Origin of the sequence: Acetobacter aceti, assembly GCF_002005445.1 — a bacterium.
GTDB classification, from domain to species: Bacteria; Pseudomonadota; Alphaproteobacteria; order Acetobacterales; family Acetobacteraceae; genus Acetobacter; species Acetobacter aceti_B.
This window is the reverse complement of the sequence record NZ_CP014692.1, coordinates 3,694,292-3,717,102: the sequence shown is the minus strand read 5'-3', so window position 1 is coordinate 3,717,102 and position 22,811 is coordinate 3,694,292. Positions and strand designations below refer to the sequence as shown.

At 59.5% G+C, this 22,811-nt stretch carries 25 protein-coding genes; 9 read left to right on the top strand and 16 right to left on the bottom strand.

The window, feature by feature from the left end:
* Window positions 1-75: 75 nt before the first annotated feature.
* Window positions 76-510, bottom strand: a complete 435-nt coding sequence (locus tag A0U92_RS17030) for a Rid family hydrolase (protein WP_077814152.1) — start codon at window positions 508-510, stop codon at window positions 76-78.
* Window positions 511-668: 158 nt separating this feature from the next.
* Between A0U92_RS17030 and A0U92_RS17025 the strand changes: the two genes are divergently transcribed.
* The 5 genes from A0U92_RS17025 to ptsP all read left to right on the top strand — a co-directional run bounded on the left by A0U92_RS17025 (window position 669) and on the right by ptsP (window position 5,203).
* Window positions 669-1,136: an HPr kinase/phosphorylase gene (locus A0U92_RS17025; RefSeq protein ID WP_077814151.1), complete on the top strand. Its 468-nt coding sequence runs from the start codon at window positions 669-671 to the stop codon at window positions 1,134-1,136.
* A gap of 201 nt (window positions 1,137-1,337) precedes the next feature.
* Complete coding sequence (gene rapZ, locus A0U92_RS17020) at window positions 1,338-2,408, top strand: RNase adapter RapZ (protein WP_077814150.1); 1,071 nt, start codon at window positions 1,338-1,340, stop codon at window positions 2,406-2,408.
* Complete coding sequence (locus tag A0U92_RS17015) at window positions 2,405-2,941, top strand: PTS sugar transporter subunit IIA (protein WP_077814149.1); 537 nt, start codon at window positions 2,405-2,407, stop codon at window positions 2,939-2,941. Before rapZ ends, A0U92_RS17015 begins: the two co-directional genes overlap by 4 nt.
* A complete protein-coding gene (locus tag A0U92_RS17010) occupies window positions 2,941-3,249 on the top strand; it encodes an HPr family phosphocarrier protein (protein WP_077814148.1) in 309 nt (102 codons plus the stop codon). The genes A0U92_RS17015 and A0U92_RS17010 overlap by 1 nt, the downstream gene beginning before the upstream one ends.
* A gap of 112 nt (window positions 3,250-3,361) precedes the next feature.
* The gene (gene ptsP / locus A0U92_RS17005) at window positions 3,362-5,203 is read left to right on the top strand and encodes a phosphoenolpyruvate--protein phosphotransferase (protein ID WP_077814147.1); all 1,842 of its coding nucleotides are present in this window, start codon (window positions 3,362-3,364) and stop codon (window positions 5,201-5,203) included.
* A 48-nt stretch (window positions 5,204-5,251) separates the two neighbouring features.
* Here ptsP and A0U92_RS17000 read toward each other — a convergent pair whose 3' ends face one another.
* Together A0U92_RS17000 and hemF are read right to left on the bottom strand one after the other, a co-directional pair.
* Window positions 5,252-6,397, bottom strand: coding sequence for a type 2 periplasmic-binding domain-containing protein (locus tag A0U92_RS17000; protein ID WP_077814146.1), 1,146 nt, complete (start codon window positions 6,395-6,397; stop codon window positions 5,252-5,254).
* Window positions 6,398-6,525: 128 nt separating this feature from the next.
* On the bottom strand, window positions 6,526-7,455 hold the full coding sequence (gene hemF / locus A0U92_RS16995) for an oxygen-dependent coproporphyrinogen oxidase (protein WP_077814145.1): 930 nt from the start codon (window positions 7,453-7,455) through the stop codon (window positions 6,526-6,528).
* A gap of 542 nt (window positions 7,456-7,997) precedes the next feature.
* Here hemF and queG point away from each other — a divergent pair.
* The 4 genes from queG (at window position 7,998) to A0U92_RS16975 (ending at window position 10,685) form a co-directional block, all read left to right on the top strand.
* On the top strand, window positions 7,998-9,116 hold the full coding sequence (gene queG, locus A0U92_RS16990; protein ID WP_077814144.1) for a tRNA epoxyqueuosine(34) reductase QueG: 1,119 nt from the start codon (window positions 7,998-8,000) through the stop codon (window positions 9,114-9,116).
* Entirely contained in the window at window positions 9,113-9,322 is a 210-nt protein-coding gene (locus tag A0U92_RS16985) for a ribbon-helix-helix domain-containing protein (protein ID WP_077814143.1), read from the top strand. The genes queG and A0U92_RS16985 overlap by 4 nt, the downstream gene beginning before the upstream one ends.
* Before the next feature lie 268 nt (window positions 9,323-9,590).
* Window positions 9,591-9,767, top strand: coding sequence for a hypothetical protein (locus A0U92_RS17940; protein WP_187668809.1), 177 nt, complete (start codon window positions 9,591-9,593; stop codon window positions 9,765-9,767).
* A 90-nt stretch (window positions 9,768-9,857) separates the two neighbouring features.
* Window positions 9,858-10,685 carry a TerB family tellurite resistance protein gene (locus A0U92_RS16975; RefSeq protein WP_077814141.1) on the top strand — a complete coding sequence of 276 codons (828 nt, stop codon included), beginning with the start codon at window positions 9,858-9,860 and terminating at the stop codon, window positions 10,683-10,685.
* A gap of 444 nt (window positions 10,686-11,129) precedes the next feature.
* Here the strand turns inward: A0U92_RS16975 and A0U92_RS18070 are convergent, their stop codons facing one another.
* The 13 genes from A0U92_RS18070 to A0U92_RS16915 form a co-directional block, all read right to left on the bottom strand.
* Complete coding sequence (locus A0U92_RS18070) at window positions 11,130-11,792, bottom strand: hypothetical protein (RefSeq protein WP_222927834.1); 663 nt, start codon at window positions 11,790-11,792, stop codon at window positions 11,130-11,132.
* 63 nt (window positions 11,793-11,855) lie between these two features.
* On the bottom strand, window positions 11,856-12,338 hold the full coding sequence (ybaK, locus tag A0U92_RS16965) for a Cys-tRNA(Pro) deacylase (protein WP_077814140.1): 483 nt from the start codon (window positions 12,336-12,338) through the stop codon (window positions 11,856-11,858).
* Between the two features lie 206 nt (window positions 12,339-12,544).
* The gene (locus tag A0U92_RS16960; protein ID WP_077814544.1) at window positions 12,545-13,840 is read right to left on the bottom strand and encodes a DEAD/DEAH box helicase; all 1,296 of its coding nucleotides are present in this window, start codon (window positions 13,838-13,840) and stop codon (window positions 12,545-12,547) included.
* A 359-nt stretch (window positions 13,841-14,199) separates the two neighbouring features.
* Complete coding sequence (locus tag A0U92_RS16955) at window positions 14,200-15,102, bottom strand: glucosamine kinase nucleotide-binding domain-containing protein (protein ID WP_236748200.1); 903 nt, start codon at window positions 15,100-15,102, stop codon at window positions 14,200-14,202.
* Window positions 15,099-15,701, bottom strand: coding sequence for a methionine biosynthesis protein MetW (metW, locus tag A0U92_RS16950; protein ID WP_077814139.1), 603 nt, complete (start codon window positions 15,699-15,701; stop codon window positions 15,099-15,101). The genes A0U92_RS16955 and metW overlap by 4 nt, the downstream gene beginning before the upstream one ends.
* Window position 15,702: 1 nt before the next feature.
* Window positions 15,703-16,914 (bottom strand): homoserine O-acetyltransferase MetX, encoded by a 1,212-nt coding sequence (gene metX, locus A0U92_RS16945; protein ID WP_077814138.1) that lies wholly within the window; start codon window positions 16,912-16,914, stop codon window positions 15,703-15,705.
* Window positions 16,915-17,161: 247 nt separating this feature from the next.
* Window positions 17,162-17,890 (bottom strand): c-type cytochrome biogenesis protein CcmI, encoded by a 729-nt coding sequence (gene ccmI, locus A0U92_RS16940; protein ID WP_077814137.1) that lies wholly within the window; start codon window positions 17,888-17,890, stop codon window positions 17,162-17,164.
* Between the two features lie 33 nt (window positions 17,891-17,923).
* The gene (locus tag A0U92_RS16935; protein WP_187668807.1) at window positions 17,924-18,382 is read right to left on the bottom strand and encodes a cytochrome c-type biogenesis protein; all 459 of its coding nucleotides are present in this window, start codon (window positions 18,380-18,382) and stop codon (window positions 17,924-17,926) included.
* A 23-nt stretch (window positions 18,383-18,405) separates the two neighbouring features.
* Complete coding sequence (locus A0U92_RS16930; RefSeq protein WP_077814135.1) at window positions 18,406-18,999, bottom strand: redoxin domain-containing protein; 594 nt, start codon at window positions 18,997-18,999, stop codon at window positions 18,406-18,408.
* Window positions 18,996-20,975: a heme lyase CcmF/NrfE family subunit gene (locus A0U92_RS16925; RefSeq protein WP_077814134.1), complete on the bottom strand. Its 1,980-nt coding sequence runs from the start codon at window positions 20,973-20,975 to the stop codon at window positions 18,996-18,998. The genes A0U92_RS16930 and A0U92_RS16925 overlap by 4 nt, the downstream gene beginning before the upstream one ends.
* A 190-nt stretch (window positions 20,976-21,165) precedes the next feature.
* Window positions 21,166-21,678: a cytochrome c maturation protein CcmE gene (gene ccmE, locus A0U92_RS16920; RefSeq protein WP_077814133.1), complete on the bottom strand. Its 513-nt coding sequence runs from the start codon at window positions 21,676-21,678 to the stop codon at window positions 21,166-21,168.
* The gene (locus tag A0U92_RS17930) at window positions 21,675-21,833 is read right to left on the bottom strand and encodes a hypothetical protein (protein ID WP_187668806.1); all 159 of its coding nucleotides are present in this window, start codon (window positions 21,831-21,833) and stop codon (window positions 21,675-21,677) included. Before A0U92_RS17930 ends, ccmE begins: the two co-directional genes overlap by 4 nt.
* Window positions 21,830-22,612 (bottom strand): heme ABC transporter permease, encoded by a 783-nt coding sequence (locus A0U92_RS16915; RefSeq protein ID WP_077814132.1) that lies wholly within the window; start codon window positions 22,610-22,612, stop codon window positions 21,830-21,832. Before A0U92_RS16915 ends, A0U92_RS17930 begins: the two co-directional genes overlap by 4 nt.
* Window positions 22,613-22,811 lie beyond the last annotated feature (199 nt).

The following is a 22,811-nucleotide window of genomic DNA, read 5'->3' as shown; positions in this document are numbered from 1 at the left end:
CTCAAGCCCTGTGCCTTCATCCATACAGAGGGATGAGTTCAAAGGGAATGTAGCGTGAATATATCGTTCTGAAGATCAGGCTGACAGGGCATGTTCTGGAATACGGGCGATCAGTTCCAGCTCGATCTCAATTTCGGGCCGATCGAATTTTTCCACCACAAGCACGGTGGTTGCCGGGCGGTTGGCGCCGAGAGCGTCGCTTGCGAAACTGCCGCATGAGGAGAGCTTGCTGGCGTCCTTGACCAGGTAGACCACGCGCACCACGTCCTGCAGTGTCGCGCCGCGTGCCGAGAGGGCGACGCCACCCGCCGAGAACGCCAGTCTACACTGATCGCCGATGCGCGCTGGAAAATGTCCCGTGCGGGAATCGAATCCGCGCAGACGACGCACACGCATTCCCTCGTGGGAGTGTTCATAGCTCGGCTGAACGGAGTCGAATTGCAGCAACGAATCTGTCTGATTGTTGCGTGGCCGATCATATCGGGTCCGCATGAGGGCTACTGCTTCCATTTCGGTTATCCTTTATGGTCAGGCCTTCTGGTCGGGTTCCACGTGCATGGGACACAACCGGACGACACAAAATTGTCATAATCTGAAAAGAATCGCAAAGAAAGATGTTTCTCGGGAGGAACGCTGTTGGAGCGTAACGATTTCAGAACGAGAACGCCATGACAACCCATGACGGCATCAGAAAACTTCACGGCGGATGTGTCGCCCGAGGAAAGCTGGGGGTGCTGATTTTCGGGGTGTCCGGCTCCGGCAAATCCGATCTGCTGCTTCGCCTGCTCGGTCGTGGCTATGATCTGGTGGCCGATGACCGGATCGAGATGGAAGGCGGTCTTGTCCGGGCCCCGGCATCCTTGCGGGGGCTGGTCGAGGTGCGGGGGTGGGGCATCGTGCGGCGCGCTTTTGTACCAGAGGTCACGCCACGCCTGACGGTCAGGCTGCTCCGGCAGGGAGAGGCGTTTTACAGGTTGCCTGAGGAAGGAGTGACTGACGAGGAAACGGGGCTCCCGCTCCTCACGCTTGACGGCATGATGGCCTCCGCGCCGGAGCGGATTGACCTGGCGCTGGACTGTCTGGAGGGGCGAGCCTTTCTCCTGTCGCAGGGCACCATGCTGGCCCATGATAGCTGAACACGACAAAAATGTGTCAGACAGGTGGCGGCTTCTGATATGGTCTGCTCAAAGAATATGGTCGATGTTTCGCTGACGGTCGTTCTTCAGGCATGATCCGGTCAGGGTCGGCGTTGCCATCCGGAGGCGTCAGTCGCCGGAAAGCGCGTTTACAGGCCGGTTCTCTCGTTATTCTCGATTTGGGGTGTTTGTCGGATTTCAATGGTGACGTCTCAGGCCGCCGATGAGGTTCCATTGCGTCAGATCCTGCTTGTCACAGGACTGTCGGGCGCTGGAAAATCCTCGATTCTCCGGATTCTGGAGGATCTTGGGCATGAAGTGATCGATAATCCGCCTCTTGCCATGCTGGATGAGATCGTGGCGCGCGGTAACCGCCCGATTGCGATCGGCGTGGATTCCCGGACCAGGGATTTTGATACCTCGACCGTGCTGGAAGCGCTCGCACGTCTGCGGATGAACCCGCATCTTCGGGCCGAACTGATCTATGCCGCCGCTGATGAAGCCACGCTTCTGCGCCGCTATACGGCGACACGCCGCCGCCATCCGCTCGCACCGCACGGCAGCGTCCCGGAAGGGATCGACGCGGAAAAAGACCTGACCGGCAGGCTTCGTACCAACGCCGATCTGGTCATCGATACGTCGGACCTGTCCACCCCCGAACTGCGCCGTCTGATCGAGACGCGCTACGGCACATGGCACAGCGGTCCGGATGAAGGGCTGACTGTCGTACTGATGTCTTTCGCTTTTCCATCGGGCCTGCCACGGGAAGCAGACATGGTGTTCGACGCCCGTTTTCTGCGCAATCCGCATTACGATCCGGTGCTGGCTCCCCAGACAGGTCTTGATCGTCCGGTCGCAGCCTATGTCGAAGCTGATCCAGACTATGAGCCGTTTCTGAACCAGATTCTCGGGATGCTGCGTCTGGTCATTCCGCGCTTCGTGCAGGAAGGCAAGAAATACGCCACCATCGCCGTGGGCTGCTCTGGCGGACGTCATCGCTCCGTCACGCTGGTGGAGGCGCTGGGCCGGAAGCTGGCCGATATCTCGGACAGTCCGGGCGGCGAAGGGCCTGTCGCGGTCGTGCACCGGGAGCTTGCCCGGCTTGGCATTGCCGGCCCCGGCACAGGCGCCTGGCGGTGGGCGAGGAAGCCCGCCGATGATAAGGGTGATATCCAGACCGATCTGGCGGAGCGACTGGTGGACAGTACTAACGTGAATACAGACGGCAACAGAACGTCGGCGTCACAGTTTATGGCGCGAGGAAACGCATGATCGGCATTGTACTGGTCACTCAGGGTGCTCTGGGTGTGGCTTTGCGGGAAACGCTTGAACACGTTGTGGGACCACAGGAAAGACTGGAGGCTGTCAGTGTGGGATCGGATGATGATCTGGTGGCGCGCCGTCTCGAACTGGAAGCCTGCGTCGCCAGGGTTGATGACGGCGACGGCGTCATGCTCGTGACCGACATGTTCGGCAGCACGCCCTCCAATCTCGCCGTCGCCATGATGGAAGCGGGGCGGATCGAAGTGCTGGGCGGGGCCAATCTCCCGATGCTGGTCAAGCTGGCCCAGATGCGCGATCTGCATACGCTTGAAGAGTGCGCGACGGCTGCCGAGCAGGCAGCCCACAAATATATCAGCCGCGCTTCTCACCTTCCCCTGCAATGTCTGGAGGGTGCGCGTCGATGCTCCGAGAGCGCCGCAAGCGATCAGGTCCACATCTTCCCGTCACGTCCTGAAAAATCCTGCCCCGAGCCACTGTCGCCCATAAGCGTGATGGCTGGACGCAAGATGGCTGTCGGTTGATGGAAAAATCTGAACCCGCCATCACCCGGACAGTGACAATCGTGAACGCCAAAGGTCTGCATGCCCGCGCCTCGGCGAAGTTTGTTGCTGAAGCCGAGAAATGGAATGCCGAGGTGACAGTCACTTACGGCAGTGAAGTGGTGTCAGCCTGCTCCATCATGGGACTCATGCTTCTGGGTGCAGGGGTCGGCGCCACGATCACCCTGTCCGCCATCGGGGTGCAGGCGGCGGAAGCGCTCGAGGCTCTGGACACTCTTGTCGGCGGTGGATTTGGCGAAGATACTGAAGCAACCGCTGAGGCGGGTTAAGGTCGTGGCCGTTCACACCGTTTCACGGACACTCCGTCGGGCGGCTATCTGACGGACACCTTCCCCGGTCAGGTGTTTTCGTGTGGCCGGGTGATGTTCTGATGGGGATGAAATGAACGCTCAGCGAAGTTCCAGTCGCGGAGAAGATTCCACCAGAAACGGAATGGACGAGCCGGGGGGTGAATATTTTCTGCGTGGCGAGCCCATCGGGGCAGGCTTCGCGATCGGTCCGGCGTTTGTTGTGGGTGAAGATCTCTCGCTGGAACCCGAGGCCCGGATCAGCCATCTGACACGGGAACAGGAACATACCCGCTTCAGCGAGGCGGTCGAGCGTTCCATTGGCCAGCTGAAAAAACTTCAGAACCGTATTGCCCGGCTGCCGGAAGAAACGCAGGTCGAGATCGGGCCGATGCTGGAGGTTTACCAGCGTATGCTGGGACCATCCCGCCTGCAGAACGGCGTTGTCAGTCGTCTGGATAGCGGCATGACCGCCGAAGCCGCTGTGCACGAGGCGACTGCCGAACTGGCGGACCTGATGCTGGCGTCCAGCGAGGAACGGCAGCTCGCTGGAGAAGATGCCGCTGCTGCTGAACGCAGGGCAGGCGAGTTCAGGGAAATCGGTCGCCGGGTGATCCGCAATCTCATGCGGGAAGCCTTTCTGTCATTGTCCAATATGCCGGACGGCTCGATTCTGGTGGCGCATACGCTCCGCCCCGCCGACGCCGCGCTGATTGATCCGGCCCGCGTTGCGGCGGTTGTCACCGAGGATGGGGGTGCGACGGGCCATACTGCCATCATGTTGCGGGCTCTGGGCGTTCCCGCCGTGCTTGCGGTCGAAGGAGTGTTCGATCACGTCACGGACGGCACCACGCTGGTCGTGGACGGTTATTCAGGCAGTATCACGGTCAGCCCGTCAGCCCGCACCACGCGGCAGGCCCGGAAACAGGTCGCGGCCTATGCGCAGGAGCGGCAGGAACTCGGGCGGATGCGACGGCTGTCGTCGCGCATGTCCAGCGGCGAGAAAATCACTCTGCAGGCCAATCTGGAGCTTCCGGCCGAATTGCCTCTGATCGCACAGTCGGGTGCTGCCGGGATCGGACTGCTGCGCACGGAATTTCTGTTCATCAACGCCGAGACGCTTCCTGACGAAGCCACCCAGTACGACATCTATGCCGCAATCGTCTCCACCATGGGATCTGATCCCACGACCATCCGCGTGCTGGACTGGGGCGGTGAAAAACAGGGAGAGGCGTTGATCCGCGCCGGGGTTGTCGGACGTGATTCGGTCAATCCGGCTCTTGGAGTGCGGGGCATCCGGCTTCTGCTGGAACATCCCGACCTGCTGGAGACGCAGTTCGCGGCCATTCTGCGGGCTGCGGCGAAAGGGCCGGTGCGTGTCCTGCTGCCGATGGTCACTGTCGCTTCGGAAATTGTGGCGGCCCGCGAGATCTACGAACGGGTGGCGCGCCGCCTGAAGCGCAAGGGTATTGAAACCGGTGAGACCCTGCCGCCGCTGGGCGTGATGATCGAGACCCCGGCTGCGGCGCTGACGGCGGGACATCTGGCGCAGCATGCTGATTTTCTGGCGATCGGCTCAAATGACCTGACGATGTACACTCTGGCCGCGGATCGGGCATCCTCGGAAGTGCTGGATCTCTACAACCCGCTTCATCCGGCTGTTCTGCGGATGATCAGCGAAGTCCTCTCCGCAGCCTTCCTTGAACGATGTCCCGTTTCGGTGTGTGGGGAAATCGCCGCCAATCCGCGCCTCACCCCGCTCCTGATCGGGCTCGGTTGCCGGTCCTTTTCCATGTCGGCCTCCATGGTGCCGCGTGTGAAGCAGGTCGTGCGGCATACCGATTACAATGACTGCCGTCTGCTGGCGCGGCGCATTCTGGCCGAAACGGATGCCGGAGAGATCGGGCGGCTGCTGGACGGCTTTCAGAGCGTCTGACCGGCAAGCCTGCGATTGCTCCCTTTACGATAACCCCGGGCGGGTTTGTCAGCCGGTCCGCCAGAAGACGGAAGAAGCGGAGAGCCACCGACGAAAGGCGAGGATCCCTGCCAGCGGTGGAGTCAGCGCTGCATAAAAAGGGAAAACATTCGCCTCAGTGATGAGATGCGTATGATTCTTCCGGGCGACATCATCAATGGCGGGCTGGGCAGCGGTCAGGTGCGCCGCATGTCGCCATAGCGCCGCGTTTGCAGGCGGCGTGAGCATGGGCAGCATCAGCGCGGCTTCGATGGATGCTGCATGAGCGGTAGCCTGATAGGCTGGGTAAAGCGCATGGTCCGGCGCATGTCCCCGCACGCTGGTAAACCGGGCGGCAAAGTCGGGAAGGCTTCCCCCCTCCTCTGCCGTCAGGGAAAACAGCGGCACAAAGCCTTTATCCTTCAGCGCGGCGAGGAGTTCCGGTGTGGCGTTGTCCGGAGAGAGCTGCACAACGTCCACTTCTCCCCGTTGCAGCGCCTCGATGGAAGTCTGCGGGGTCGCAAGTCCGCGTACAGGGATGGCCCGCATCGACAGGATCGCCATAGCCAGAAGTGTCGGCAACTCTGCGCCTGTTGGTGTCGTCACGGCGACGCGGACGGGTCTGTTCTGCAGCAGGGTGCGCAGGGAGCGGCGAAAATCGACATGCCCGACAACCAGCGGAGAGCCCGCTATCAGCGCCACCGGCAACCAGCGCTGATAATCGAAATGCACCCGTGAATCACCGGACAGGGCGGCGAGGATTGCCGTTCCCGGAACCAGCAGGGCATTTTCACCGGAAGCCTGAGCATCGAAAAGATTGGCGCCCGTGACACCATCCTGGCCAGCCACATTCTGCAGATTGATGGGCCCGTCACTGGGCAGCGTCACCTCGAGAGCCGGGGCAAGAACGGGAGCCCAGCGGGCGGGGCCGGTGCCCGGACTGCCCGCGACGATCAGGCCGGGAGTACCCAGCGTCGGAGCGCGCACAGCGGCCGAGGCAGCGTGCAGAAGCCCATCAGTTTCAGAACTGTGCGCGAAAGCGCGGGCGGTCAGGAAGGAGCCTGCACCAGAACCTGCCGCGAGGCCGAGAGCCGCCTTCAGAAGAGTCCGCCGGTCGTAGCGCCGCGGATGGCCTTGTGAGAAACGGCTGTCGGATGGCAGGTCTTTTGCTGACAAGACGCGGTAGTCTCCCTGAAAGATGGTCGTGGTAACAGTTTAAGGAATATTACCACTATAAAGTTAAGGCCGTTCTATGGCTGTCAGCACCATGACACTCAGGCTCATGGACGCCAGAGTCGTGGACATCAGGGCCATTTCACCTCAGGAGGCATGCTCATGAGGATTGCCTCGGTATGGCCGCCGGTCTTCAGACCGAAGAGTGTGCCACGGTCCTGCAGCAGATTGAACTCCACATACCGGCCACGGCGGATCAGTTGCTGCTCACGCTGTTCTTCTGTCCATGATTCCATCATGCGGGACCGCACGATGTTCGGGAAGGTCTCAAGAAACGCCAGCCCCACATCTCTCGTAAAGGCAAAATCCATGAGGGGATCGCCACTGTGCAGGCGGTCATAGAAAATGCCGCCCAGACCGCGTGGCTCCAGACGATGCGGCAGATAGAAATACTTGTCACACCAAGCCTTGAAGCGCGGGTAATATTCAGGATCGTGCTTTTCGCAGGCAAGCCGGAAGCCGTCATGGAAGATCGCAGCATCGTCCTGCGCCTCCTCGCTTTCGGGGAACATCGGTGTGATGTCGCCGCCGCCGCCGAACCAGCCCTGCGTTGTGACGATCATCCGTGTATTGAAATGCGCCGCCGGCACAACAGGACTGCACATATGGGCGACCAGGCTGATGCCGGTCGCGAAGAAACGCGGATCTTCGGACGCACCAGGGATCGACTTGCGGAATTCAGGGCTGAACTCACCCGAGACGGCCGAGACATTGACGCCGACCTTCTCGAACACACGCCCACGCATGACGCTCATCACGCCGCCGCCTTCGGTATGGGCGTCTTCTCCAGCTTCGCGTGTCCACGCCGTGCGCTCGAACCGCCCGGCGGCCCTGGAGCGTCCCGGCAATGTCGGGGCGTCGCTTGCCGCTGCATCTGTTTCGATGCTCTCGAAAGCGGCGCAGATCCGGTCGCGCAGCGACTCAAACCACTGCTGCGCTTCCGGCTTCAGAGGTTCGTAATGCCGGGCGTCGGCAGAGAAAGGGGCGGTGATTTCATCCATAGCCGGATATCTCCTGATCCTGTCAGCGCATCCTGAGTAGTCACCCGGCTGGGCACGTATGGGCTTCAGTTCCGTGGTGGACGCGCAGAACGCGCCTATGGGGTGCGATATCCGGGCCGTTATTGCAAGAGGGAGCGGGTCACGGGACGGCAGCGTCTGAAATCCTGACAGAGGCGTTTTGCGGCTACAATCGGGCTATCGACGGGTCTTTCCACGCCATGAGTGGACAGTATCGGGAAGCAAAACCAGGGTCAGAGACGCCCTTGCCGCGGATTGTTCGTCTTTTTTGATTTAAAAGTTTATTTCCAAAATACTCTTGTAAATAAAGAAGAAAATTCTGGTGAAAGCCTTTTCGGAAAAACTTCCGAGACTGTCCTTTCCTTGAAAACAGATGACACCCGATTTTTTTGATATCAATAGCGTGCTTTCAGATAAGCCCGCCTGCTCTTTCTCATGGCGAAAGAAGGCTCGTCATCAGTCCAGTCGCAGAGCGACCCGGGGTCCGGATTATCCTCCCGCTCTTTCCATCAGAGGAAACAGGAATGTCTTCTTCCTCCTCCACAGTCATGCTCAGGCTTGCTGAGCGAATGGAGACCAAGGCCCGGGAACTGGGTTTTCATGCCTTTGGAATCTGCGACGCTGAGATCGGGACGGAAACCGGAGTCCGTTTACGGGACATGCTTGCACAGGGACATCATGGGACGATGACGTGGATGGCCGAGCGGGTGGAATCGCGTGCGCACCCCAACGGATTATGGCCGGAAGCCCGCAGCGTGATTTCGCTCGGATTGTCCTACGCACCGGAAGGCGATCCACTGGCCACACTGTCCGAGAAAGGGTGTGGCAATATCTCGGTCTATGCCCGCAACCGGGATTATCATGACATCATCAAGGGGATGCTCAAACACCTTGCTCAGTATCTTGTCGCGGAAACCCGCCGCGTCGAGCTGAAGGCTGAGGTCAAGGTCTTTGTCGACACCGCTCCGGTACCCGAAAAACCTCTGGCTGAACGGGCGGGGCTGGGCTGGCAGGGGAAACACACCAATCTCGTTTCGCGCGATCATGGAAGCTGGCTGCTGCTGGGCGAAATCTACACGACACTCGCATTGCCACCGACAGCTCACCGCGCAGGCCGATGCGGCAGTTGTTCCCGCTGCCTCGCGGTCTGCCCGACCAACGCCTTTCCCGCGCCTTATCAACTGGACGCACGTCGCTGCATTTCCTATCTCACTATTGAATATGCCGGACCGATACCTCTTGAGTTCCGCGAAGCGATGGGAAACCATATCTACGGCTGTGACGACTGCCTGTCCGCCTGCCCATGGAACCGCTTCGCCGAGGAATCGCACGTGATGAAGCTGAAAGCACGGGAAGACCTGATTGCGCCCAGTCTGTCTGATCTGGCCGCTCTTGACGATGCCGGTTTCCGCTCTCTGTTTTCAGGCTCGCCGATCAAGCGGATCGGGCGCAACCGCTTTGTGCGCAACGTGCTTATCGCTATCGGAAACTCAGGTGACAGCACGATGACGCAGGCCGCCGAGACATTATGTCATGACCCGGATCCGGTTGTGGCGGAGGCTGCGGCCTGGGCGATGGACCGGCTGACGAAACAGGTTGCGGGCACTGTTTCTTCCATGGCTTCCGCTGGCGGGCGACCATGACCCGCCATCTTCTCAAACGCAGCCTCATTCTCTCCGGTCATGGCACCAGCGTGGCGCTCGAGCCCGAATTCTGGGCCGTTCTGGACTCGATGGCGGAGCAGCGAGGGCTGACAATCGGGAAACTGGTAGAAGCAATAGACGGCAACCGCGATCCGAATCGTCCTCTGGCGTCAGCATTACGTGTTGCAGCATTGCAAATCACCTGATCAGATACTGTTTCGTCTTTGGGACAGGATACAGTCGCACTGCCGCTTCCCGATCTCTGATAGCTGGCAGAAAACCTCATTCCATAAGGAAGAATGGTAAAATCTGTCTGAGGCGGCACTCTCTGCCCCATCAGGAATATGCAGTTTTACCAAAATGAAGAGCACCCCAATTTCTTATTTTATTAACCCGTCAGAAACCTCGACGCTCCTAGCGTCACATGCCCGGAAAACACCGACCTCCAACCGCATGACTTCAGATGAGAAATCCATGTCAGGGAATATCCTGCGCCTGCCGCACTGCCCCGAGGCCAGCCCGATTCTGATCTCGCACTCCCTGCTTCAACTGGCCGATGTCGTCTGGCAGGCCGGTTTGCCAGGTCTGGCAAATGATCTGGTGAGTCTCGCCCATTCAGCTATTGACCGGCCTTCGGAAACGACCCTGTAAGAACGGACTTTTCATTCTGCTGTGCGAGGTGGGCTGCCCCGATAACAAGGGGGCTTTAGTCCTTGCGGCAGGGAGTGCTAGAGTCTTCACATGGCTATCTGGGGCAAACTATTCGGAACCGTGGCTGGGTTTGCGGTTGGCGGACGAATGGGAGCGGTGCTCGGCGCGGCTCTTGGGCATGCGGCTGATCGTGGGTCTCTGCTGGAGCCGCCGGCAGGCGGATGGAGTGATCGTTGGGCTGCGCGCGCTGCGCCGGACCCCAATAGCGCGGCCGCTTTTGTCGCCGCCAAACTGGCTGCGGTCACAGGCAGGAAGGACCAGCTTTACGCGCTCTGTACGGTGCTGTTATGCGCCAAACTTGCGAAGTGCGATGCGCCGGTCAATCGCAAGGAAATCGACGCCTTCAAGTCGCGCCTGAGAATTCCGCCGGAAAACGCGTCTGAAGTCGGTCGTCTGTTCGATCTCGCCCGTCAAAGGACGGACGATTACGAAAGATTCGCCCGTGAACTGGGTCAGGCTTATCGTGATGACCATCTCATGCTTGAGGATCTGCTCGGCGTGCTCTTTTTCGTGGCGCGGGCGGATTGTGCAAAAGACGATGCTCTCCACCCTGCTGAGATAAAATTTCTCAAAACAGTGCATAAGGCTTTTGGTCTGAGCGCGGGAGCATGGAGCCGGGCAGAAGGCGGACGTTCCCGTCCGGCCATGGCGGAGAACGCAGCCTATGCTGTGCTGGGGGTTTCCATAGAAGCTTCGAACGAAGAAATCAGGACGACATGGCGCACTCTGGTTCGGGCCAATCATCCGGATACTCTCTCGGCTCGGAATGCATCCCAGTCTGAAATTGATGCGGCAGTTGTCAGGATTTCCAGTATCAATGCAGCCTGGGATGTCATCAAGCGGGATCGTGGTCTGTAAGACAGCTGTTTCGCAATCAAACCGTGGTAGCAATGAAGTTTTTGGCTGTCTTTTCTTGAAAGGCTCCGTTGCCTGAGCTTTCACAGAGCCGCTTGGGTCGCCAAATGACCATCCCTTTGCCCACTCATCTGAGAGAACAAGCCTGTTTCCATCTTCTGCACGCTCCGGGGAGCGCATCGCTATCAGTCCTTCGTATAATACCAAGACGGGTCTCTCCAGCGAGCCGGAAGAGTCGCCCCCTGTGCTCCAACGAAGCGCAATGACATTCCGTCTGGTTCTATATACATTCGGAACAGTTGGTGGGTTCTAAAAACCCTCTGGTTCTATGCCCGTCGCTGTGATTCCATTCCTCATGTTGTGATTGGATGAGATGGCTCATTGAAGCAGTCTGGTTTCTTTGATGTTGACGAGCGGCCTGCCCGGTCAAACACCAAGACTAAACAGCTAATGGCCTGTTCCTGCGGCGATGGTCGCACCGTTCGTATTGAAGAGGCGGGGCTGTGTGGTTGTGGGCTGTATATTGTCCCCGGCGGTCTGCACAACTGAAGCGCTCTTTTCCTCTGGCTGCGGCTCCATGAAAGCCGAAATCCAGCCTTTTGGACGGCTGCCGGATGCAACATTCCGCCTCACACATCCCCGCACGACGGTAGAGCATACGCCATCCGTGCCGATCAGCATGTCATTATCACCGCTATAGTAAATATCCTGCACTTTTCCATCGACGACCCGAAAATCAGCTATGCAGTTCTTTCCGTCTCCGCCGCCCATCGCACTGACAATATTCTGCACGGATTGCACCGGGATCAGCGTTGAATTGGCTGAAACCCCGATATTACGGACCCTCTGATATTCATAAATCGTCATGTGATCATCAATTTTTTTGATTTTATCGGGTATGCCTGCACATGCCTGCATATCATTTTCATTCATGCCGATCATGCTTGCCTGCGCCTTGTGCGCCACTCGGGAGGCGTAATACCCACAGTTGGACAGAGACAGAAGAAAAAGCTGACACGCCAGAAAAGGCACGTGGCGCGAAGCAAGCAAAGCGGCAAAAAACTTCTCACTGATATGATGAGGGAAATCGCCGGCAACAGTATACAGCAAGCTGAATTGCTTCAACATATTTCGATAAAATTACAAAACCCATCAAATCACGAAGAAAGATACCTACCCACGCGGCGCCACAAGATCAGCGAAGCGACCCTCCATCGCCGCAAGCGCATCAGCCACAGCCAGCCTGACCTGCAGACCCCGTCCACCACCATTTACCAGAATATACGGTTGCTCCGACGCTTCTTGTGCAAGAAAAGTCGGAACACTCCGCCGTCCACCAAAGGGGCTGATCCCCCCGACCTTATAACCGGTGATACGTTCCGCATCCGCAGGCTTCATGAGCTTCGCGCTTTTACCACCAGACGCTGTCGCCAGTTTTTTGAGGCTCAGTTCCTGCGCGACCGGGATCACCGCACAAACCGGTTTTCCGTCAACTTCAGCCATCAATGTCTTGAAAACCCGCTCGGCGGGTTCATTGACCGCTGCGGCCGCATGCACGCCCAGCCTGGTCACAGAGGGATCGTAATCATACTGGAGCATCTCGAATGAGATGCTGCTTCGCTTCAGGAAAGCGCTCGCCGGTGTTGCCCTGCTCATGACCCCGCTACGATACCTTATAAAATCATAATCCTTGTCAGGCGACATATAACGCAGCGTGGCCCGTGATACAAAAATCGCCGATTGTACTTCAGAAGAACATAAAAAAAGCCCTGAGTCCTTTCAGACTCAGGGCTTTCAACATTTTACCATCCACCCCAAAGCTCTCACACAATCAGGTGACAGCCTTCTGTCTCAGGGATTTATCAGGCAACCCTGCGTGTGCCACGGGGACGACGGTCACCGCTGCCGCCACCGCCGTTACGGCCACCATTACGGCTGGGGCCACCACGGTTCTGACCGCCGCCACCACGACCACGACCACCGCCAAGTACAGGCGGACGCTGTGTCGAATGTTCCGCGGCTTCAGAATGATAAGGATGATCCCTGACAACAGGCACGCTTTTCCCGATCGTCCGTTCAATATCTTTCAGCCAGGCGCGCTGTTCAGGATCGCAGAATGATACCGCCCAGCCATCACGTCCTGCTCGCGCAGTACGTCCGATACGATGCACATAACTTTCCGGAATATTCGGCAGATCGTAATTGAAGACGTGCGAGACATCATCAACATCGATACCGCGAGCGGCGATGTCGGTCGCCACCAGAACCTTCACAGCTCCTGAACGGAAACCACTCATTGCTCTCTCACGGGCGCCCTGCGACTTGTTGCCGTGAATGGCTTCCGCTGTGATGCCGTTTTTATTCAGGAATTCGGAGACCTTGTTGGCTTCATGCTTCATCAGCGTGAACACAACAGCCCGAACAACCTTGGGTGACTCCAGAAGCAGAAGAAGAGCATCCTTTTTCTGGTCTGGCTCCACAAACATCACAACCTGACGGATACGGTCCACAGTGCTTGACGGAGGAGTCACCTCAACCTTGGCAGGATCCCGCAGAAGGCCACCTGCCAGCTCCGTGATGCTGTTCGGCATGGTGGCCGAGAACAGCAGGGTCTGGCGATCACGGGGCAGAGAGGCGACAATGCGCTTGATATCGCGGACAAAGCCCATATCCAGCATCCGGTCGGCTTCATCCAGAACCAGAATTTCGAGATCGCGCAGATCAATGAAACCCTGCCCCATGAGGTCAAGCAGACGGCCCGGAGCCGCTACCAGCACGTCAACACCACGGCGCATCGCCTCGACCTGACGTCCCTGCCCCACGCCGCCGAAAATAACGGCATGTGTCAGCTTCATATGACGTGCGTACGACTTGAAGCTTTCGTCAATCTGGGAAGCCAGTTCGCGTGTGGGAGCCAGCACCAGAACACGGGCGCCCTTGGGCGGCGCAGCGTGACGGTGTGTCAGAAGATGCTGGAGAATAGGCAACGCGAATGCGGCAGTCTTGCCCGTTCCAGTCTGCGCGAGGCCAAGCAGATCACGCCCGGCCAGAAGATAGGGAATGGATTGCGCCTGAATAGGCGTCGGCTCCGAATAGCCTTCTTCGGTAAGAGCCCGCAACAGGGGTTCGGCAAGCTGCAGGTCGGCAAACGTGGTCATTGAGCGAAGACACCTCTCGGAATACCACAGGGGTAAAAGCTTCATGCAGCCTCTGCCTCGCGACAGATCCTGCATGACGATTTCCTGATCCATCAACCGCCGATCATGCAACAGCTCTTCCTTCGAAGTCCGTCGCCATCATCGCACTGTTATCTGGAGATATATAAACATTTTATATGAAACTGATTGCACGGCTTTTTAACAAACCGTTCACAGAAACTGTACGACTTCTACATCATTTTTCATCGCAACTCAAGCGAGAGATATCGATTCACACTTCGAAACACATACATATTTGCAGATTTCATTCACCCGGAGAAAATGTCTGTCACAACAGAAAATTGGAAAAACCATCTCCCTTACGTCGCACATGCTTTTTCCAGAGCAAGCATCATCGCGCCATCAAGGGATGTTCCCTGAGATAACACGACGTTATCTCTGACACTCCGAGGGCACCAAGGCAAAATTTCCGACGCAAGGCTGCCCGAAAAAGCAACCCGCAACTCTGAAAAACCATCTTCCTTCAACAGGGCATCCACAAGCGCAGCAATATCCTGCCCGGCATTTTCGAGAAGTTTCACAGCAGCATCACACCCGTTTTTCGCATTCCGCAAAACGAGCGGCGCAAGGGTGGCAAAGTCCGTCGCGGACGCCCCAACACTCCAGGTCATGGGGTCCACTCCCCGTTCCTCCAGATAATGCCTTACAGAAACAGAAAGATCGGTTTTCCTTAACCGGCCGTCAGATGCAGCAAGCATGTGTCGAACAGCCGCAAGGCCGATCTGCGCGCCTCCTCCCTCATCCCCCTGCGGAAAACCCCACCCTCCGACACGATGGTTACGATCACCACAGAGCGCATAACCAACACTGCCTGTACCTATGGCGACAATCGCGCCATCCCTGCCGCCATGCGCTCCAAGGCACGAGGTATAGGCATCTGTCCGAACGTCAAAAATCGTTAGATATGAAAGAATTTCTTTCAGTCTTTCCGGTCGTCCCGCCACTTCCGCACCAGCAGCGCCCGCGGCGGCAATCCATTTAACCGTTCCATCACGCAAGACATTGTCCGCAAGGCCAGCAGCCCGCATTGCATCCAGCAACGCAGTCTCCATGGATTTTGCCGCCTGTTCAACGGAAGTTGCTACGTTGCCAGGCCCGCCACGTCCCTCGCCAAGCACTTCTCCGGAAGACGTCGCAAGGCGCAAGACTGTCTTGGTCGCCCCGGCATCCATCGCGACCAGAAGCGTTACCCTCTTGGTCAACGACCCTTGCCGAGACGAAAAAGCGCCTGCTCTCCAAAAAGATTTGCAAGGCGGATCGACCGACGCCAGGGAGCGCGATCCCCCTCTTCATCAATCGCCATCCACTCATGCACGCGATAACCATCCTCGTCACAGAGCGCGAGAAAATCCCTGATTGTGCACGGATGAATGTTTGGCGTTGCGTACCATGGCGTGTGCCAGACAGCCGTGTTCGGCATCCGACCGCCAAGCAGGAGCTTCAGACGCATTTCCCAGTGGCCGAAATTAGGAAAAGACACGATGGCGTATCGCCCGATCCTGAGCATCTGCCGCAATACCTCGCGGGGCCGCTCCACCGCCTGCAAGGTACGCTGCAGCACGATATAATCGAAGCTGTCATCGGGATAATGCGCCAGATCGTGATCGGCATCTCCGTGCACCACGGGCAGGCCATGCGCAACAGAACGCGTGACCTCACCCATATCGATCTCGATGCCACGCGCGTCACATCCGCGCGTACGGAAAAGATGATCGATCAGGGTGCCGTCACCACTTCCGATATCCAGAACCCGTGTGCCGGGCGTAATCATCTTTGCAATCAGACGCTGATCCAGACGCATCTCAGAGCCCTTTCGACGTCTGGCGAAAGAGCCCGGCATGTTCCGCCGCCCCACTCAGGAACCCCTGGATCGTACGATCGAAATCCGGCTCATCGAGAAGGAACGCATCGTGTCCCTTGTCGCTCTCGATCTCGACAAAAGACACATTCGCCGCCGCCCGCGTCAGAGCCTGCACAATGATCCGCGACTGGGATGTCGGAAACAGCCAGTCCGAGGAGAAGCAGATGACGCAGAAGCGGGTTCTGGTTTCCCTGAACGGCCCGGCGCAGTCTCCGTCATGCTCCATCCCGAGATCCATCCAGTCCATTGCTCTGGTGATGGTGAGATAGGAGTTCGCATCGAAACGACGAACAAAAGAAGATCCCTGATGGCGCAGATAGGATTCGACCTCGAAAATCTCACCAAATGTTGACAATGCGCCGGGCGTGTTCCCGCCTGTGGTCGGCTCATCACATCGACGGACCCGCCGTCCGAATTTCCGGGTCAGAGCTTCCTCGGAAAGATAGGTGATGTGCGCCATCATCCTCGCCACTCCCAGCCCACGGGCCGGAATGGCGTCGGTTTCCCAGTAGCGCCCTCCGTGCCAGTCCGGATCGGCGAAAATCGCCTGCCGACTGACTTCGTTGAACGCGATGTTCTGGGCGGAGTGAAAAGGCGCCGTGGCGATCGGCACGGCTGCGAAGACCATATCCGGATAGGTCGCCGCCCATTCAAGAACCTGCATCCCGCCCATCGAGCCGCCGACAACCGCAAAAAGCCTGTCTATCCCGAACTGCTTTACCAGCAGCCGCTGCGCCCGCACCATGTCCCGGATAGTGATGGGGGGAAAGTCAGTCCCCCACGGCTCCTCGCGGCTCTCACCATTTCCGGCGGTCACCGTGCGAAGGGAGCGTGGACCCGTCGATCCCATGCAGCCGCCAAGCACATTCGAGCAGATGACGAAAAACTTGTCTGTATCGATCGGCTTGCCCGGCCCGACCATCCGCCCCCACCATCCGGGCTTTCCCGTCACCGGCTGGGTTTCCGCCACATACTGATCCCCCGTCAGGGCATGGCAGATAAGAATCGCGTTGTTCCGTTCAGGAGACAGGGCGCCATACGTCCGGTAGGCAATCTCGACCGGCGCAAGCACAGTTCCACAATCAAGCGCCAACCCTTCAGGGAATACGGCACGTGTGTGTTCAACCGCAGAGGGAATGACTGTCTGGTCCATCAACCCGGGCTTCCAAAGATTATCGCCACATAAAGGCCAAAATTGTCTGGATCAAGAACAAGACATCATATCTCTTGCCAGAAAGGAGGCGCAGACTGCACGCAAAACGGCGCAGGCCACAAGAATGCAAAAGCTTACACTCCTGTAACCAAAGCGTTTTCTCTCTGGCACAGACCGTCTCTCAAAAAAAAACGGCACTCTTTTGTGACATGAAATGGCGTATGAAAAAGAAGGCCAGGCGAGCGAGTCAGGGTTGTTCCTGTTCATGTTCACCCTGCGCAATCCGCTGCTCCACAGCCTGCCGCCACGGCGCGTCTTTCGGCGCGGCATCCAGCGCCTGCCGATAAAGAGCCAGACTGTCCGCACTGATCCGCTTTTCGGTCCGGACCTGCTCTTCCGCCAGCTCGATCGCCAGATCCGGCTCGAACCTGAGCCCCAACGCCTTGCGCCATGCGTCCATGGAAGCCTGATCATGCCCCCGCGACGCCTCGGCCTGTCCAAGCAGGATGTATCCCTGCCGAAGCTGTGGATCAGTCATCGACATTTTCGACAGGGCATCCCTGAGCTGATCGATCACCTTGCTTGCCCGCATGTCACGCGCGGCAAGCGCTTCCAGACGTGGCTGCAGGGGCTGGGCCGGAAATCCCGGATGCCCCCCGATTCCGTAGAGGCCAGCCGCCACTAGCGGGATCAGCGCCAGCGCCAGCAGGATTTTCGCACGCGCCGATCGATCCACCATGCTCGCAGGCGCCCGGTCCGCGACCAGAATCCGTCGCTGGATCTCAAGCTGGGCGATGCCGTGCTCGGATGGCGCGATCATGCCGATATCAAGGTCACGGTCGAGTTCGATCAGCTGCGCTTCGTGGAGCGCCAGCGCCGTGCTGCGTTCGTCCCGGGCCGCTGCCCGACGCCAGAGCGTAAAGCCTGCGGGCAAAAGGGTTATCGCACTCAGAAGAGCAATGCTGAGCCAGATCATAAGTCACACCCGGGGCAAAAGGCAGAAGAAACATTACCGGTCATCGGCAAGTTCCCTGAGACGAGCCTGTTCGGCTTCAGTCAGCGGAGTCGGCATCGCCGTGCGTCGGTGGAAAATCATGATGGCGGACACGATCCCGATCAGTAACGCCAGAACCGGCATGCCCCAGAGGAGCAGCGTGGCGATCGTCACCGGTGGGCTGAGACGGATGAAGTTGCCATACCGCGCCACCATCCAGTCGATGACCTGCTGGCTGCTCTCACCCCTGGCGACATGCTCGCGCACCACCTTGCGGAGATCCCGCGCCAGACCAGCGCTGCTGTCCTCGATCGACTCGTTCTGACACACCAGACAGCGGAGCTGCGCCCCGATCGCCTCGGCCTGCCGTTCCTGCTTCGGATCAGGCAGCATCTCGGACGGATCATCGACCGCCCACGCCATGACAGGCGCGGACAGGCAGACCAGCAGCAGAGCCGCCTTCAGCCTGAACATTTGCTTTCCACGGAACAGTGTTCTCATCCGCTCACAGCCTTCAGCGCGTTCTTCAGGCCGTCACGCACTTCCGGGCTATCGAGTCCTGCCGCGCTATGCCAGACGATCATACCGCCGGGCGCGATCAGGAAGCTTTCGGGCACCCCGGAAACACCCCAGTCGATGGCCACTCGCCCCTCCCGGTCGCTGCCGATACGGGTGTAGGGGTTGCCAGCATGTTTCAGCAGACCAGCGGCGTTCTCCGGCTTGTCCTTGTAGGCCACGCCCCAGATCGGCAACTGTTTCTGAAGCGCGAGAAGCGCCTCCATCTCCGCGATGCAGGGGATACACCATGAGGCGAAGAAATTGATCAGAACCGGTCTGGTCAGCGCCTTCAGATCAGCCGTCGCAAACCCCGTGCCTGGCGTCTGGTCCGGCAGCGTGAAGTCAGGAACCGGACGCCCGGTCGCAGGCGCATTGATGTCGTGCGGGTTGAACGAGCCGGTCTGCATCCCGGACAGCATTTTCCAGAACGCCACGCCACAGATTCCTGCCCCACCCAGCAGCGGAACGCCAAGCAGGAGACGACGGCGGGTGACAGCACTCTGGCCATCAGGGGAAGTCTGTTCATTGCTCATTCTGCTGCCACCACATCCGGGACCGGAGCCCGTCTTGGAGCGCCCACGCGCATGCGACGATCGGACAGGGACAGCGCCCCGCCCATCGCCATGATCAGCGCTCCGAACCACATCCACGGCGCCAGCGGATTGTAATGCAGGCGCAGGACATAGGTCGGATTGCTCTCCGGTCCATGTTTGTCGCCGATCACACCATACAGATCGGACAGGCCATTGGTATGGATCGACACTTCGGTCGTCGTCTGGTTCTGCGCATTGAAACTGCGCTTGGACGGATGCATGACCGTCACCAGATGCCCGTTGTGACGGATCTCGATGGTCGCCACCATGGCCATGTAGTTCGGTCCCGGCACCGTCCGCACATCCGTCAGGGTCCATTCATAGCCGGCGAGTTCTTCCTTCTGACCGACATGCACTTCGACAATCCTGTGCTGGGCCTGCGACATGACCGCCAGCCCCAGCACGCTCACGCCGACACCGATATGCGCCAGCGCCGCGCCGAACGCGGAGCGCGGCAGGGATTTCGCCCGCTGGAGGCTCTGCGCCAATGACACCCGGAACAACGCCAGACGACCGGCAATATCCGTCAGGCTTGAACCGATGATCCACACCGCCATCGTCGCGCACAGAATGGGCAGCACGCCCGACAGGCCGATCACCGTCACGGCGAACGCCGCCAGCGTGGCCAGAGCCGCCACCCAGAGGCGCTTGAGGACTGGCCAGAGCTGCGCCCGCTTCCATGGCAGCATCGGCCCGAAACCCATGAAAATGAACAGCGGAATGGCGAGAGGAATGGTCGCCGCATCAAAAAACGGCTTGCCCACCGAGATCGTCCTGCCGAACAGCAGCGACATGAAGGGCGGATACATCGTGCCGGTCAGCACCACGGCGCAGATCGAGCAGAGCAGGATGTTGTTCAGCACCAGTGAGCCTTCACGCGAGACGGGGGCGAACAGGCCGCCGGCCGTCAGCGAGGGCGCGCGCCATGCGAAGAGCGCCAGCGACCCACCGATGACCAGTCCCAGCAGGGCAAGAATAAAGATGCCGCGCGCCGGGTCCTGCGCAAAAGCATGGACCGAGTTGAGAATACCCGACCGCACCAGAAACGTGCCGGAAAGCGAGAAGGAAAAGGTGCCGATCGCCAGCAGGACGGTCCAGATCTTCAGCGCCTCGCGCTTCTCGACCACGATGGCGGAATGCATCAGCGCCGTGCCGGACAGCCACGGGATCAGCGAGGCGTTCTCCACCGGGTCCCAGAACCAGTAGCCGCCCCAGCCGAGCACATAATAGGACCACCATGACCCGAGCGCGATGCCGCAGGTCAGGAAGCACCAGGCCGCCACGGCCCAAGGGCGCACCCACCGACCCCACGCCGCATCGACGCGCCCTTCCATGAGCGCCGCGATGGCGAAAGCGAACGGCACGGCGAATCCGACATAGCCCGTGTAGAGAATCGGCGGATGGAACGCGAGGCCGGGGTCCTGCAACAGCGGATTCATGCCTTGCCCGTCGAGCGGCGCAGGCCAGACCCGGTCGAATGGATCGGAGGTCGTCAGGCAGAACAGTTCGAACCCGGCCGCTACTCCGCCCAGCACACCGATCACCCGCGCCCGCAGGGCCGATGGCAGGTTGCGGCCAAACGCCGCCACCGCCGCGCCGCAGATGCCAAGGATCAGCGCCCAGAGCAGGATTGATCCTTCGTGATTCCCCCAGACACCGGTGATCTTGTAGAGCAGCGGTTTGGTCACCGAACTGTTCTCAAGGATGTTCGCCACCGAGAAGTCGTTGGTGATCGCCGCGTTCACAAGGCAGAGAAAGGAGGCGACCAGCGCGATGAGCTGCCCCAGCGCCAGACCGGGTGCGAGCGCCATCAGACGCCGGTCACGCTTGCGGGCGCCCATCACCGGCAGAATGGCCTGCGCCAGCGCGAACACGCAGGCCAGCGCCAGCGCAAAACGACCAAGTTCGGGGCTCATACGGCCTCACTTCTCTTTCTGGATATGCAGGGGCTGGAGGCTCTGCCCCGCAGACCCCGCCAAAGGCTCGCCTCTGGAAACCTTGCGTGATTATGGATGAGGTGGAAGTCAGCGCCTTCCTGTGACCGACGAGGCCGGGCGTACGCTTCCGCCGGAAAAAGACATTCGGAAACCAGAGAAAGGGAAGGCATCAGTTCTTCCCGACCGCCGTATCCTTGCCGGTCATGGCGTTCCAGCTTGCGGCATCGGGCGGTGGTCCGAATTTCGGGTTCCATTTTCCCGACTTCTGCAACGCCTCCGCCACTTCTTTCGGCATGTAGGTCTCGTCATGCTTGGCCAGCACTTCGGACGCCACAAAGGTCTTATCCGGCGCCATGGAGCCGACAGCCACCACGCTCTGCCCCTCGCGGAACAGGTCCGGCAGAATACCCTCAAAGCGCACGGTCACCGCCGCCTGCCCGTCCGTCACCTGAAACAGGTTGATGGGCGTTTCGCCCTGACGCTCACGCTTCACCGAGCCTGCCACGACCATGCCGCCAAGCCGGACCGTGCGGTCCGCCGCCGGAGGATGGTCCACCATCTGAGACGGCGCCATGAAAAGCTGGATGTTGGAGGAAAAGGCCGAAAGCGTCAGACCGGCGGCAGTGCCAAGGCCGGCCACACACGCGATCACAAGCCAGAGACGACGGGTCTTGCGTTTCATGCGCGTTTTCCTCCCTGCGACCGCCCCCGGGTTGCCTCCAGCGACGCCAGCTTCACACGATCCCGTTTCAGGCGTAGCGCCGCGCCAACGGAAAGGATGATGGCCAGACTGCCAGCCAGTCCATAGGACGCCAGAATATAGGGCAGATGGGTCATGCGGAAGCCTCCCCGGATGCGGCACGACGCGGGCTTGAGAGCAGACTGCGGATACGGCTCTCCATCACACCCGCCCGCAGACGCGCGACAACAATCGCAGCGAACCCCAGCGTGAAACCAAGAGTGGAAATCAGCAGAGGCCAGAGCATGGCGTGCGACATGGTTGGCGCGCCGCTCAGCGTGATGCTGGCGGGCTGATGCAGCGTGTTCCACCACTGTACACTGAATTTGATGATCGGCAGATCCACCGCCCCGGCCAGCGCCAGAATGGCCGCCGCCCGGTAGCCGCGCTGCTGGTCGTCGAACGCATGGATCAGGGCGATGTGGCCGAGATAAAGAAAGAACAGCACCAGCACGGAGGTCAGCCGGGCGTCCCAGACCCACCATGTGCCCCACATCGGCTTGCCCCACAGCGACCCGGTCGCCAGACACGTCGCCGTCACGCAGGCGCCGACCGGACCGATTTCAACCGCCGCGAGATCGGCGAGGGGGTGCTTCCACACCAGAGACAGCACGGAGCAGACGGCCAGCGCGAAATACCCCGAGGACGACAGCCAGGCGCAGGGAACATGCACATACATGATGCGCACAGAATCACCCTGCTGCCAGTCGGCAGGCGAGAAGAACAGCCCCCAGCCAAGACCGGTCAGCGTGACGAGCACGGCGGACCATGTCAGCCAGGGCTGGATCCTGTCGCCCAGACGCAGGAAGCGGCCGGGGTTGGCATAGCGGTGAAACAGGGCTCCGGCCCGCTCTGTCAGTGTCGGCGTCGCGCTCAAGGTCCGTCCGTTCATTGGCAGGGCGCATCAATACGCCCATGTGGGTAAACCATTCCTTATGGCGCACCGTCCGCGAGCACGGAAGACGGCACGCAATCAGGCCCTGATGATTCATGCAGGGGGTCGTGCGGGCTGTCTTCCTACACTATCATGCGGATATTGGCACGGGGTGCCCGCTGCATGGGCGGCACTCCCTCCT